General features: G+C 65.7%; 13 protein-coding genes. 7 read left to right on the top strand and 6 right to left on the bottom strand.

Features of this window, described 5'->3' with window-relative positions:
* Window positions 1-39: 39 nt before the first annotated feature.
* Window positions 40-1,182 (bottom strand): MFS transporter, encoded by a 1,143-nt coding sequence (locus VI234_RS06715; protein WP_336329633.1) that lies wholly within the window; start codon window positions 1,180-1,182, stop codon window positions 40-42.
* 214 nt (window positions 1,183-1,396) lie between these two features.
* On the opposite strand from VI234_RS06715, the gene VI234_RS06720 reads away from it, so the two are divergent.
* The 4 genes from VI234_RS06720 (at window position 1,397) to VI234_RS06735 (ending at window position 5,938) form a co-directional block, all read left to right on the top strand.
* Window positions 1,397-2,695 (top strand): amidohydrolase, encoded by a 1,299-nt coding sequence (locus tag VI234_RS06720; protein WP_336329575.1) that lies wholly within the window; start codon window positions 1,397-1,399, stop codon window positions 2,693-2,695.
* A 139-nt stretch (window positions 2,696-2,834) separates the two neighbouring features.
* Window positions 2,835-3,800 carry a hypothetical protein gene (locus VI234_RS06725; protein WP_336329576.1) on the top strand — a complete coding sequence of 322 codons (966 nt, stop codon included), beginning with the start codon at window positions 2,835-2,837 and terminating at the stop codon, window positions 3,798-3,800.
* Between the two features lie 44 nt (window positions 3,801-3,844).
* Window positions 3,845-5,122 carry an adenosylhomocysteinase gene (locus VI234_RS06730; protein WP_336329577.1) on the top strand — a complete coding sequence of 426 codons (1,278 nt, stop codon included), beginning with the start codon at window positions 3,845-3,847 and terminating at the stop codon, window positions 5,120-5,122.
* Window positions 5,123-5,482: 360 nt separating this feature from the next.
* Complete coding sequence (locus tag VI234_RS06735; protein ID WP_008307048.1) at window positions 5,483-5,938, top strand: acyltransferase; 456 nt, start codon at window positions 5,483-5,485, stop codon at window positions 5,936-5,938.
* 290 nt (window positions 5,939-6,228) lie between these two features.
* Here VI234_RS06735 and VI234_RS06740 read toward each other — a convergent pair whose 3' ends face one another.
* Both VI234_RS06740 and VI234_RS06745 read right to left on the bottom strand, forming a co-directional pair.
* Window positions 6,229-7,749, bottom strand: coding sequence for an MATE family efflux transporter (locus VI234_RS06740; protein ID WP_008307042.1), 1,521 nt, complete (start codon window positions 7,747-7,749; stop codon window positions 6,229-6,231).
* Between the two features lie 170 nt (window positions 7,750-7,919).
* A complete protein-coding gene (locus VI234_RS06745) occupies window positions 7,920-8,072 on the bottom strand; it encodes a hypothetical protein (RefSeq protein ID WP_336329578.1) in 153 nt (50 codons plus the stop codon).
* Between the two features lie 291 nt (window positions 8,073-8,363).
* Between VI234_RS06745 and priL the strand changes: the two genes are divergently transcribed.
* Complete coding sequence (gene priL, locus VI234_RS06750) at window positions 8,364-9,440, top strand: DNA primase regulatory subunit PriL (RefSeq protein ID WP_336329579.1); 1,077 nt, start codon at window positions 8,364-8,366, stop codon at window positions 9,438-9,440.
* Here the strand turns inward: priL and VI234_RS06755 are convergent.
* Window positions 9,437-9,646: a DUF7472 family protein gene (locus tag VI234_RS06755; protein WP_014039142.1), complete on the bottom strand. Its 210-nt coding sequence runs from the start codon at window positions 9,644-9,646 to the stop codon at window positions 9,437-9,439. The genes priL and VI234_RS06755 overlap by 4 nt on opposite strands.
* A gap of 129 nt (window positions 9,647-9,775) precedes the next feature.
* Here VI234_RS06755 and VI234_RS06760 point away from each other — a divergent pair, with 129 nt between their 5' ends.
* Window positions 9,776-10,423, top strand: coding sequence for an SWIM zinc finger family protein (locus VI234_RS06760; protein WP_008307035.1), 648 nt, complete (start codon window positions 9,776-9,778; stop codon window positions 10,421-10,423).
* An 18-nt stretch (window positions 10,424-10,441) separates the two neighbouring features.
* Here the strand turns inward: VI234_RS06760 and hjc are convergent, their stop codons facing one another.
* Window positions 10,442-10,960 (bottom strand): Holliday junction resolvase Hjc, encoded by a 519-nt coding sequence (gene hjc, locus VI234_RS06765; RefSeq protein WP_014039144.1) that lies wholly within the window; start codon window positions 10,958-10,960, stop codon window positions 10,442-10,444.
* Between the two features lie 195 nt (window positions 10,961-11,155).
* Here hjc and VI234_RS06770 point away from each other — a divergent pair, with 195 nt between their 5' ends.
* Complete coding sequence (locus VI234_RS06770; protein WP_336329580.1) at window positions 11,156-12,106, top strand: DUF4382 domain-containing protein; 951 nt, start codon at window positions 11,156-11,158, stop codon at window positions 12,104-12,106.
* Between the two features lie 13 nt (window positions 12,107-12,119).
* Here VI234_RS06770 and VI234_RS06775 read toward each other — a convergent pair whose 3' ends face one another.
* Window positions 12,120-12,731: a DUF7139 domain-containing protein gene (locus VI234_RS06775; protein ID WP_336329581.1), complete on the bottom strand. Its 612-nt coding sequence runs from the start codon at window positions 12,729-12,731 to the stop codon at window positions 12,120-12,122.

A 12,731-nucleotide genomic window follows, 5' to 3' on the forward strand; every position in this document is an offset into this window, starting at 1 on the left:
TGTCTTTCCCCTTGGACTGACCGGCTGTGGACGGAGCCGTTACAGGCGGTCCCGGCGTGGGAGGACGACGAAGGTAGCCGCGGCCAGGAGCGTCAGACCGGCGAGACCGTAGAACGCGACCGAAAACAGGTTCTGGTCGGCGAGCAGGCCGACAGCGGTCGAGCCCAGCGAACTGATCCCGAAAAAGCCGGTCCGGAGCAGGCCCCAGCCGGTGCCTTCGGCGGCGTCAGGCAGCGTATCGACGATGTAGGCGTTTGCCAGTGGGCCGACGCTCATCCGAACCCCGATGACACCGGAGACGATGGCCAGCGGCACGACGCCGTGGACGGACGGAATGAGTACGAGCGGAACGGTACTGACGAGCGCGACACCGGTCAGGACACTGGGCGTTCCGTACCGGTCGGCGAGCCGGCCGGTGACGGTCTGTGAGAGCGCGCCACCGACGAACAGCACCGAGAGGAGCGCCCCGGCGGTCCCCTGTGAGAGGTCCCGGACCGTAACCAGATACGTGGTGAGAAACGCTGTCACGGCCTGGAACGCGAACAGCATCAGTGTCTTGCCGGAGACCGACAGCACGAGCCGGCGGTTGCGAAAGCCGACGAGGACCGTTCGGAGGTCCCGCCGGAGGCTCCGTTCGGACTCGACGGTCGGACGGTCCGAGACCGAGAGCCAGAGCGCGCCGGCGACAAGCATGAACAGGGGGGCGGCGCTGGCAAGCGCCAGCCGCCAGCCGTACCGGGTTGTGACGAACGCGGCGACGGCGGGCAGTGCGGCCGCTCCGAGAGAGCCGGCGGCCATCACGACACCGAAGGCGGTCCCCTCGCGGGCGTCGAACGTCCGCGAGAGGGCGGTCCCGCGGGTGGGGCCGTACAGTCCCGTCCCGAGCCCGAACGCGCCCGTCGCGATGAGGAACAGCGAGAACACCGGCGCGAAAAAGTAGCCCAGCAACCCGACGCCGGACAGCAACGCCGCGGCCACCAACAGCGTCCGCTCCCCGATCCGGTCGATCAGAACTCCTGCCGGAAACTGTACCGTCGCGTACGTGAGCCAGAGCACCGTGACCGCGAGCCCCGCCTGTGTGTTCGAGATGACGAACTCCTCGCGTATCGTCGGCAGAACCGCAGGCACGACGAACCGCATCCCGAGGACGAGGAACCAGCCGGCAGCGACGGCAAGCAGCATTCGGGCCGGGCTTCCGTGCCGCATCGCGCTGACCCGCTGTCGGATGCGCTCTGCCGTCGCCATGCTCTTGACCTTCCGAACGCGCCGGAGGGGAAAGACCCCTACGGAACAGGCACCGTCTCGGCGGTCAGCCTGTTCCAGGGGTGTGGCAACACGCCACACAGCGGCGCTGTGGACCCGGCGAACTAAGACCCGCGGTTGCGAAGCCACCGCCATGAGTGAACTCCTCGTCACCGGCGGGCAGGTCCTCCGGCCGGACCTGACCGTCGAGCGTGCGGACGTACTGGTTTCACAGGACAGCGGCGATATCGTGGCGGTCGACGAACCGGGCACACTGGACGGCGACGACGAACTCGACGCCAGCGACGGCCTGGTCATTCCCGGGCTGGTCAACGCCCACACCCACGTCGCCATGACGCTGCTGCGCGGCCTCGCGGACGACAAGCCTCTCGACGCCTGGCTGCAGGAAGACGTCTGGCCCGTCGAGGCGGAACTGACCGCCGAGGACATCCGCGCCGGCGCGGAACTCGGGCTGGTCGAGATGATCCGGTCGGGGACGACAGCACTATCGGACATGTACTTCGAGGTCGAGGAAATCGCGGACGCAGTCGACCAGGCCGGGATGCGGGCCGTTCTGGGCTTTACCGCAGTCACCGTCGGCAAGGACGACGAGGCCGCGCGATCTGACCTCCAGGAGAGCCTCGACGTGGCTCGGAAACTCGACGGGGCGGCCGATGGCCGGATTCGGACGACGTTCCAACCGCACTCGCTGACGACCGTCGGCGAGGAGTATCTGCGCGAGTACGTCCCGAAGGCCCTCGACGACGACCGTTCGATTCACCTGCACGCCAACGAGACGCGCGACGAGGTGACACCCATCGTCGACGAGCACAAACAGCGCCCGCTCGCCTACGCCGACGACATCGGCCTGCTGGACGGCGACACCTACGTGGCCCACGGCGTCCACGTCGACGACAGCGAGATCGACCTGCTGGCCGAAACTGGTACCGGCGTCGCTCACTGCCCGGCCTCGAACATGAAGCTCGCCAGCGGGATGGCTCCGGTACAGGACCTACTGGACGCCGGCGTCACCGTCGGCATCGGAACCGACGGCGCGGCCTCGAACAACGACCTCGACATGTTCGACGAGATGCGCGATGCGGCGATGATCGGAAAGCTCGCGGCCGACGATGCCAGCGCGGTCGACGCCAGCACCGTCGTCGAGATGGCGACTGAAAACGGCGCAAACCTGCTTGGCTTCGACAGCGGCCGCATCGAAGCCGGCGCGAACGCGGACCTGGCCGTCATCGACCTCGACGCCCCGCATCTGACGCCGGCCCACGACCTCGTCTCGCATCTGGCCTACGCCGTCCACGGGAGCGACGTTCGCCACACGGTCTGTGACGGCGAAGTGCTCATGCGCGACCGCACTGTCGAGGTGTTCGACGAGCAGGCCGTCCGGGAACGAGCGAGCGACCACGCGTCCGCGCTGGTCGAACGAGCCGGTGACTGAGTTGGTCTGATTAAACGCTGAGAACGGGTTTTAAACGGTATAAATATATCTCAGGCGGTGTTGTCGATGCTGCGAACGGCGTGAACGAGTTGAACGGGAGGGGGTGTTTATCGCTCTCTCGGCGAACGTATCGGGTACGATGCGCACCAAACTCTTCGCACTGTACGCCGCTGTCGGACTGGCCCTGCTGGCCGTCGGTCCGGGTCTGGCGGCCGCTGCGGACTCGGCCGGCAACACCGGCGCGGGGAACACCCTCGCGGTCGGTGTCTCACAGGCTGACGCCGGCAGCGCGACGGTATCGGTCACACAGAACGAGACGGGCGTCGAGAACGCCTCTGTCGCCGTGGCGACAGCTGACAACGCTTCCTACGCCGGAACTGGCAACTACACGACCGACAGTGACGGGACGGTCGGACTGCCAGCGCCCGAGCAGAACGTCACGGTCGACGTGACCGCGACGGCCGACAACCACACCGCGACGACGACGGCGGACCTGACCGTCGCGCCCGAGAACGTCACCGAATTCGACACCTTCGGACTCGAAGTGTCGGCCTACGTGAGCGACCTGTTGAGCGACGAGAACCGGACCGGCGGCATCGGCCCGGCCGTCGCCAGCTTCGTGACCGCGAACAACCCCGGCAACGCGCCGGACCACGCCGGCCCGCCCGCACACGTCACCGGTGCAAACGAGTCCGACGACAACGAGACCCACCCCAGCGAACGACAGGGCCCGCCGGCGGACATCTTCGGTGACGACGAGAACGAGACCGAAAACGAGACGGACGACCGACGCGGCCCGCCCGAGGACGCCGGACCGCCCGAGGACCGCGGCCCGGACAGCGATGACGACGAGAACGAAACTGAGAACGAAACCGAGGACGACCGCCGTGGCCCTCCGGAAGACGCCGGGCCGCCCGAGGACCGCGATGACGACGACACGGAGAACGAAACCGAAGACGACGAGAACGAAACCGAAGCACCGGACGACGAGACTGAGGAGCCAGACGACGCTGACGAGGACGACGATGACGGCGGCAACGGCAACAACGGCGGCAATGGTGGCCCACCGGACGACGCCGGCCCGCCGGACGAGCGCGGTAACTGAGCGGCTTCGGTAGCGTTTTAGGAACTCTCTCCCTCTGTCGTGACATGACGACGCCTATTTCCGAGCGACTTGACGACCTCGACGAGGCTCGCGATTCCGGCCGCCGAAAGATGGACTGGGCCATCCAGCACATGCCCATCTGCGGCGCGCTTCGCGAGCAGTTCGAGGCCGACCAGCCCTTCGACGGCGAGCGAATCGGCATGGCGATGCACGTCGAAGCCAAGACTGCCGTCCTCGCGGAAATCCTCGCAATCGGTGGCGCGGAAGTCGCCATCACCGGCTGTAACCCGCTTTCGACACACGACGACGTGAGCGCCGCGCTCGACGCCGTCGACGGTATCACCTCCTACGCCGAGCGCGGCGTCGACGACGAGGAGTACTACGCGGCTATCGAGGCCGTCATCGACCACGAGCCGACCATCACTGTCGACGACGGAATGGACCTCGTCGCGGCTATCCACGAGGACTACCCGGAACTCATCGACACCATCGTCGGTGGTGCAGAGGAGACGACCACCGGCGTCCACCGACTGCGCGCGATGGACGAGGACGGCGAACTCGACTACCCCGTGTTCGCGGTCAACGACACGCCGATGAAGCGCCTGTTCGACAACGTTCACGGTACCGGCGAGTCCTCGCTGGCCTCCATCGCCATGACGACGAACCTCTCGTGGGCCGGCAAGACCGTCGTCGTCTCCGGCTACGGCGACTGTGGCAAGGGTGTTGCGATGAAAGCCAGCGGCCAGAACGCCGACGTGATTGTCACCGAGGTCGAGCCCCGCCGCGCGCTCGAAGCCCACATGGAGGGCTACGAAGTGAAGCCGATGGCCGAAGCCGCCGCCGAGGGTGACGTGTTCATCACGACCACCGGCAACCGTGACGTCATCGTCGAGGAGCACTTCGAGGCGATGCAGGACGGCGTCCTGCTCGCCAACGCCGGCCACTTCGACGTGGAGGTCGACCTCGACGCGCTGTCGGACCTCGCCGCCGACACCTACGAGGCCCGCGACGGCGTCCAGACCTACGAGATGGCCGACGGCCGCCGCCTGAACGTGCTGGCCGAGGGCCGGCTGGTCAATCTCGCGACCCCCATCGCACTGGGCCATCCCGTCGAGGTGATGGACCAGAGTTTCGGCGTGCAGGCCGTCTGTGTCCGCGAACTGGTCGAGAACGGCGACGACTACGAGGCCGGTGTCCACGCCGTCCCGGACCGACTCGACAAGGAGGTCGCGGAAATCAAGCTCGACGCTGAGGGCGTCGACTTCGACTCGCTGACTGACACCCAGGTCGAGTATATGGATTCCTGGCAGCACGGGACGTAGGTTCTCGCGCCAAGCGCGAGAACCGAACAGTCGAACGGGGAGCGATGCGACCCGTGAGACGTAGGGCGGGGCGCGACCGTAAGGAGCGGCCCGCCGGAACGCGCAGCGGGGAACGCAGCGACCCGCGAGACATAGCGAGGCCGACCAGCGGGAGGCCTCGAATACCCGTGCGGGGAGCGATGCGACCCGTGAGACGTAGGACGCTCCGAACGAAGCGAAGACCGCCTTTCAGTCGAGCGGCGGCATTCCTCCCAGAGCGCCGACCACTGGCGACTTTTTTCGAGCCGCGCTACGACTCCCATATCCAGTTCCGACACTGGCCGCCGCCACGATGATTACGGTCGGCGCTGACATCCGCATATGGCTGTTCACGAGACCGTCCAGGTCGAGAACGCGACGCTGGGCAACGTCGAGATTCGGGAATACGTGACGATCCACGACGCCGACATCGGTGACGGCGTCCAGATTTACGAGGGGGCATCAATCAAGAAGGCGACCATCCACGGACCGACCGATATCAACGCGAACGCCTACGTCGAGAACGCGACGCTTGGCGAGTCCGTCCAGGTCGGGCCCAACGCCTCCATCGTCGGCGTAACCCACGACCTCACCGACGCGGGCATGGAGTTTCAGAACGACACGTTCGACGAGATAACCATCGAGAACGGGGCTTTCGTCGGTGCTGGCGCGGTGGTTCTCCCGGGCGTCACGGTCGGCGAAAACGCCGTCGTCGGTGCCGGAACCACCGTCACCGAAGACGTCCCAGCCGAGACCGTGGTCCGGAGCGCCACGGAGACGGTACAGCGCTCCCTCTGATACTGTTGGCTGTAACTATTTTAAGATATTCGCCACCCCGGGTGGCGAAATTCTTCACAGACTTACAGCCGACAGTATGAGCGTTGGCACAGCATCCCGGTTTCAACGTCCCAGCGGACCGTCCCGGGAGATGGACAGCAAAACCACGCTGCGGCAGTGGCATCACCGGAAATGATATTTCTTGTTCCGACCGAATCGGGGTTTGCGGTCCGGTTCCGGACACAGGCTACGATACTCAGACGATTTCTCGCCAGCGGACCGCCCACCGTGACTGATTGAACGAGCGGACGTTACGTCGCTGTCCCGTCGTCCTCGGCCGGTGATTCGGCGTCCGATGCTGCGTCGGTCGCGGTGGCCGGCTCGTCGTCCTCGGTCGCCAGCGAGTTGCCCAGCCAGCCGCCGTGCAGGAAGCAGACGGTCGCAGCTAGCGTCGAGACGACGTTCGAGGCGGCGATGCCGTACCACGCGCCGACTGCGCCGAGGCCGACGACGGTGATGAGGACCCCTGCCAGCGCGGCGCGGAAGCCCCACAGCGTCGTCAGGCCCAGAATCATGGAGAGCCGGGTCGCGCCAGCGCCGTGGAACGCGCCGTTCATCATGTGGAAGCCGGCCATCACGGCGTAGGTGGGCGCGACGATGTGAATGAACGTCACTACGTGGTCGGCCACGGGACCGCTGCTCGTGCCGGCAAACAGGCCGACGATGGGGCGGGCATACAGCGTCGCGACGACGCTGACGACCAGGAACGCCGCCACGAGGATGGCGCTGGCGTGGTAGACGACCCGCTTGGCGCGGTCACGCCGGCCAGCGCCGAGGTTCTGGCCGACGACGGTTTCGACGGCCATGCTCATGCCGACCATCGGGAGCCAGACGATGGTGGTAAAGCGGCTCCCGACGCCGTAGGCAGCAACGGCGTTGTCGCCGACGAGCGCGATCAGTACGGTCATCAGTGTGACCGACAGGGCCTGTGTGCTCTGCTCGACGCTGACCGGCGCGCCGATGCGGACGATCTTCCGCACGGGTGCCATCTGTGGTCGCAGTGCCGACAGCGACGGCGTGATGCCGACCCGACCGCTGAACAGGAGCCAGAAGCCCGCCACCGCGGCGAGCCCGCGGGAGCCAACCGTCGCAATCGCCGCCCCGGCGACGCCCATTCCCTCGAAGCCGGTGTGGGCGTAGAGCCACGCCGCCAGCGGTTCCAGACCGAGCCAGCCGAACAGGGGGTTGTCGGTGAACCCGAGGATAAACACCGGGTCGATGACGACATTGAGGGCCACGCTGCCGGTCATCAGGTACATCGGCGTCTTCGTGTCGCCCCAGCCACGCAGCAGCGCCTGGAAGACGAAGAAGCCGAACATGAACCACAGGCCGAGGAAGACGATGCGGGTGTACGACACCGCCATGGTGTGCACGGCACTCCCGGGCTGGCTGCCCAGCAGCGAGAGGAGCGTCGGTGTCAGCAGATAGCCGGCTATCGAGAGGGCGAGCGACAGCAGGGTCACGAAGCCCAGCGTCTGTCCGGCGACGAAGTTCACGCGGCCTTCGTTCTCTGCGCCGGTGTTCTGCGAGACGAGGATGGTCCCCGCTGCGGTCATGCCCCCGCCGACGCTGATGAGCAGGAACACGACGGGCCAGGAGTACGACAGCGCGGCCATCGCGTCGGTGCCCAGCCGGAGGACCCAGAACGTGTCCGTGAGGTTGTACACCGTCTGCAGGAGCTGGGTCGCCACCAGCGGCGCGGCAAGCGTCAGGAGGGGCCACAGCAGCGCGCCCTCGGTGAACCGCTCGGACTGGGCGGCGGCGTCACTCATCGCGCAGGCACCTCCACACGGGGACCATACCGACACGGTCGCTCCCCGTGGCGTAAATGCTATCGCTGGTTTGACAGAAACTCACATGCCCGTAGCAGGCAGGGCTCTCGCTTCACACAGATACAGAACCGCTCGCTCCGCTGGTGTCGCCGATAGACCGTCGCCCAGCCCTACTCGGTTACGTCGACGAAGACCGTCGACTGAACCCACGCGGACGGGTTTTCGGGGTCGCCGATGTGGGCGACCGTGTCCACGCCGACGTCGTACTCTTCGAATGTCGCTCTGATGCTCTCTTGTGAATCGGTATCGTGCTCGTGCGTCATCGATGTGCTCCGTGTCTCGTCTGGCAGTTCCCTCGTCGGGCATGACTGCACTGGTCCGGTTCCCCGACCGAACCGTGTGCAGTCGCCGACCCGCGTCCTTACCACATCTTATCACTGGAGAGTGGCGGGCATCCGTTTGTCTACTAGCTGTATTCACCCGTCGCCGGCCTGGGACTATATGTATAGCCTCGCGATATCGCCGCACTGACTCTCGAACCGGCTGTCGGGAATCCGACACCGACCGTCCCGGTGACGGCAATTTTATTCGCTCCCATCCGAAAGGTGGTGGCAATGGAACCGCTCCACGCACGCTACCCGTTTCTGGCGCGGTCGCGGGAGGCCGTCGAAGCCGCGGCGGTGGACTTGGGCGAAATCGTCGCCACGGACGAGACGGTCACGGCGCGCGCGCTGGAGCGGGTCGAATCGGCAATCACGGACGGCACTGTCGGGGAGCCACACCGGCGGACCCGCGTCGAACTGCTGTCGTACCCGGTCGCCCGCGTGCTGGTGTCACTCGTCGACGTGCACATCTGCACCCGGAAGTACGCACAGGCGGAGGCCGAGGCGGCCTACGACCGGTTCACCGAGGAGTTCGCGACGACGACGGAGCTGAAATCGACCCAGCGGGAGACGCTGGACCGCACGGAACTCCTCGCGGAGTTCGACCTCGCAAGTGCCGTCAGCGACACGGGTGACGGCTACCGCATCGAGGTCGGCGCGTATCTCGATCTGGCGGCCGACCAGCGGGGCGATTCCTGGCGGCTGGTCAATCGGCCACTGGCCGACGGCGAGGTCAGGGTCACCGCCGAGGAACTGAACGTCCTGCTGAAGCAGGCAATACGTCACCGAGTCACCGACGGCTTGCCGTTCGACGTGCCTGACGCTATCGCGGACGAACTGACCGAGGAAGTCGACCGCCTCGAAGAAGTCCTCTCGGAACTGGAACTCACCCGCGAGATCGACACTGTCGTCCCCGAGCTGTTCCCGCCCTGTATGAAGTCCCTGCTCGACCAGGTGCAGAAGGGCGAACATCTCGAACACCACTCCCGGTTTGCCATCGCGACCTTCCTCATCGGCATCGGGATGACGACGGACGAAATCGTCGACCTGTTCCAGGTCAACCCCGGCTTTGGCGAGGAGGCGACCCGGTATCAGGTCGACCACATCCGCGGGGATACCAGCCCGACGGAGTACTCGACGCCGGCGTGTTCGACCATGCAGTCCTACGGCGACTGTGTCAACATGGACGACCTCTGTGAGACGATTTCCCACCCGATGGGCTACTACGAGCAGAAGATAGACGACACCGACGAGGAGGAACTGGTCGACTGGCGCGAGGACGGGGACGACGAAGAGGCCGACGCCTAGAACTGCTGGCGTTCGAGCCAGAGGCCGGCAGCGGTCATAAACACGACGAAGAGGCCGATTGCGCCGATAAGCGCGTAGCCGCCCGTCGCCTCTACGGTTGACCCGTCCAGATACATCTGTGAGGCGGTGATAGTTGCGCCGACGAACAGCACGACGGCGACCGCCGAGATGACGATTTGCAGGAGCGTCTCCCGCTCGATATCCATGCTCTGCGGTTTCACAGGGCCGGCAAAAAGGGTATCGAAGCGCCGGAGCCCGACCGCCGAGCCATTTAGGGCCGTGTAGCACCTACGTTTCAACTGGACGCATTGGAAAATACAGCCGCGTCCGTACCTATGACGTTCATCGAGCCAACAGCCGACCGGCAGCATACCGCACTTGCACCGGACCTCCGTTCCCTCCCGGACCGGGCCGCCCGCGCCTGGACCGAGCGCATGGCCGTGCGCCCGCGAGCGGGCAGTACGTACGCTGTGACGACGGAGAGCGAAAGCACGTACCTCGTCGACATCGGACAGCACGCCTGTACCTGCCCCGACAACCGCATCCGCGGCGAGCACTGCAAACACCTCCGGCGCGTCGCCATCGAAATCACCGCCAAGCGGGTCGCACCGCCCGGCAAGGAACGGGCGACCTGCGACGCCTGTGGCACTGTCACCTTTGTCGCCCCGGACGAACAGACGCCGCACCTCTGTGGGCACTGCCGATTGGAGACCGGTGACATCGTGCGGGACCGCGAGACGGGCGACAGACTCGTCGTTACGGCTGTCACCGATACGCCGGCCGACGACTGGGCAATCGAGGCGACAGACGAGACAGTTGCAGACTACGACACCAACGACGGCTATCCGCCCGACGACCTCGTGGTGCTGGCGACGTATCTCTCCGACGCCGTCAGCGCGACCGACCCGCGAGAGTACGCCTTTCCCCTGTCGCGACTTCGCCGCGTTGAGGACGCCGAACTCGTCGGCGGTGGGACCCAGTAACCAACGGCCTGCGACCCGCTATTCTAGCATCGCCGCGGCTTCTTCCTTGTCGAGGTCACCGCGCTCGAAGGCCGACAGCACGTCCAGCACGCTCTGGTCGGGGCCGTCGTCGCCCACCTCGTCCAGCGTGACCTTCTCGGAGTTACCCACGAACTCATCGAAGTCAGTTCCGTCGGAGAGTGCCTTCTCCTTCTTGACGCGGTAGTTGCCGCCGTCGGTCGTGTGGAGATCCGCCGGGTGGAAGAAGTACCAGTCCTCGCGGTCGAACCGGACACCGATACGCGGCTTCGCGCCGAAGTTCCGGGCGAAAAACAGTAGCGCCTCGACCTCCTCACCGGTGAGATAGATGGGGTCGCCGGCGCTGGATTTCGCCTCGATAGCGTAGAACGTCTCGCCGTCGCCCGAGAGCACGTCCGGCAGTTCCCGCTCGGTCGCGCTCCCGCTCGCCGGCGCGCGCATCACCGCAAAGCCCGCCTCGTCGAGTGCGTTGACCAGTTCGCGCTCGCGGCGGTCGCCCTTCGCGTTCGAGTTTGCCATTATCAGGACGTGGAGCGACGGGGGTAAAACCGTTCAGATACGGCCAGACCGTTCATTCCGTTCAGAGAGGTACAGTTCTATTTGACCTATCGCGGGGCATATACGCGCCAGTCCCATCCCACGCTATGGAATGAATACGTTCGCAACAGCAGCGATAGAATCGACAGCGACGACAGCGCAGACGGGACGTGGCCGATGAGACGACGACGGTTCATCGCCACGGGCGCGGGCGTCGGGGTCGGTCTTCTCGCCGGCTGTTCCGGGTCGAGCGACTCCGGCGGGTCTGACGGGACCAGCGGTGACGGAACCAGTGACGGCGGCTCCACCGACGAGGACGCGATGACGGACGACGGTGGAACTGTCGGGACGTTCCGGCTGCTGATCAGCGACCAGCCCGCGGCTATCGGCGACTTCGACTCGCTCGACGTGTCGTTCTCCAGGGCTCGTATCTTCCGGGCGAAAGACGACGAGGCGACGGAGGAAAGCGCAGACGCGACCGAGACTGACGCGACGGAAACGGCGACGGCCGAGGCAACTGAAACGGCCACGGCCGACTCAACTGAGACGGAGACGGCCGCGTCGACCGAGACAGAAACGGTAGATGACGCCGAGGACGAGGCCGAAGACGGCGAGGACACGGATGAGGAAGCTGACGAGAGTGAGGGCGGCTTCGTCGTCCGCGAACTCGACGGCGTGACCGTCGACCTCACCGAGGTCGTCGGGGACAAGGCCATCGGCGTCCTCGACGGCGAACTCGAAGCGGGCCGCTACAACAAGATCGAACTGTACGCCGAATCCGTCGACGGGGTCGTCGACGGCGCGTCGGTCGATGTGAAGATCCCGAGCGAGAAGCTCCAGCTCACCAAGCCGTTCGAAGTCGTCGCCGGCGAATCGGTCGACTTCGTCTTCGACATCAACGTCGTCAAGAAGGGCAACGGCGGCTACAACCTCCTGCCGGTCATCTCGGAGAGCGGCGTCGCTGGCAAGGATGTCGAAGTCGAGGAAGTCGGCGAAGGTGCAGATGCCGACGACAATGACGATGACGACGAGGAGACCGAAGTCGAGACGACGGAGATCGACGAGACAGACCGCGACTCGATGACGGAGTCGGACCGGAGCGGCAACGAAACGACGGCCGCCGAGTAACGCTCAGCTACGCTTAGTCTTCGATTCGGGACTCCAGTTCCTGAATGACCTCGTCGGTCGTGCCGCCGTCGCCACGAACCGCCTGCGTGTAGCGCTTGTACTCCTGTGGGGACACCTGCACAGTCTTGGTTTCGCCTTTGTGCGAAATTTCCAGTTTCACGGTGCCGTGTGGGTTGTTCCGACGCCGGAAGCTCGCCATCGCGGTAAAGACGAACCAGAACGCCACACACGTCCCGATGAAGTACGCCATCGTCGTTTCGAACGCCAGCGTCTGCCCGCCCACCGTCCAGTTGTAGGGATATGCTACCTGAAACAGCCCGACGCCGACTAGACAGAGGAATGCGCCGACGGTGACACCGCTCTGTTCCCGGCGGCTCGAGGGGAGCACGGCGACGACGCTCAGGAACATTGCGGGGATTCCCAGCCCACCCAGCGTCCCGCCGAGTTTCTCGGCAGCGTGGGGTTCGGTTGCGCCGACGACTGCCGACAGCGGCGTCGTCACCAGAAGTATCGCCACGACCACCGCCAGCGCGCCGACGAACCCCAGGGTCGCACCGGCAACGACGCGGCGGGGATCGCGTCCCTCCCAGCGCCGGTCGTTGTACGCGTCCCCGAGGTTCTCCAT

The sequence above is a fragment of the Haloarcula sp. CGMCC 1.2071 genome, from assembly GCF_037078445.1.
Taxonomy (GTDB): Archaea; Halobacteriota; Halobacteria; order Halobacteriales; family Haloarculaceae; genus Haloarcula; species Haloarcula amylolytica.

Bases quoted from the DNA above. Each gene is read 5' to 3' on its own strand.
- VI234_RS06715 (WP_336329633.1), bottom strand. From the start codon at position 1,182: ATGCTGCTTGCCGTCGCTGCCGGCTGGTTCCTCGTCCTCGGGATGCGG.
- VI234_RS06720 (WP_336329575.1), top strand. From the start codon at position 1,397: ATGAGTGAACTCCTCGTCACCGGCGGGCAGGTCCTCCGGCCGGACCTG.
- VI234_RS06725 (WP_336329576.1), top strand. From the start codon at position 2,835: ATGCGCACCAAACTCTTCGCACTGTACGCCGCTGTCGGACTGGCCCTG.
- VI234_RS06730 (WP_336329577.1), top strand. From the start codon at position 3,845: ATGACGACGCCTATTTCCGAGCGACTTGACGACCTCGACGAGGCTCGC.
- VI234_RS06735 (WP_008307048.1), top strand. From the start codon at position 5,483: ATGGCTGTTCACGAGACCGTCCAGGTCGAGAACGCGACGCTGGGCAAC.
- VI234_RS06740 (WP_008307042.1), bottom strand. From the start codon at position 7,749: ATGAGTGACGCCGCCGCCCAGTCCGAGCGGTTCACCGAGGGCGCGCTG.
- VI234_RS06745 (WP_336329578.1), bottom strand. From the start codon at position 8,072: ATGACGCACGAGCACGATACCGATTCACAAGAGAGCATCAGAGCGACA.
- priL (WP_336329579.1), top strand. From the start codon at position 8,364: ATGGAACCGCTCCACGCACGCTACCCGTTTCTGGCGCGGTCGCGGGAG.
- VI234_RS06755 (WP_014039142.1), bottom strand. From the start codon at position 9,646: ATGGATATCGAGCGGGAGACGCTCCTGCAAATCGTCATCTCGGCGGTC.
- VI234_RS06760 (WP_008307035.1), top strand. From the start codon at position 9,776: ATGACGTTCATCGAGCCAACAGCCGACCGGCAGCATACCGCACTTGCA.
- hjc (WP_014039144.1), bottom strand. From the start codon at position 10,960: ATGGCAAACTCGAACGCGAAGGGCGACCGCCGCGAGCGCGAACTGGTC.
- VI234_RS06770 (WP_336329580.1), top strand. From the start codon at position 11,156: ATGAGACGACGACGGTTCATCGCCACGGGCGCGGGCGTCGGGGTCGGT.
- VI234_RS06775 (WP_336329581.1), bottom strand. From the start codon at position 12,731: ATGGAGAACCTCGGGGACGCGTACAACGACCGGCGCTGGGAGGGACGC.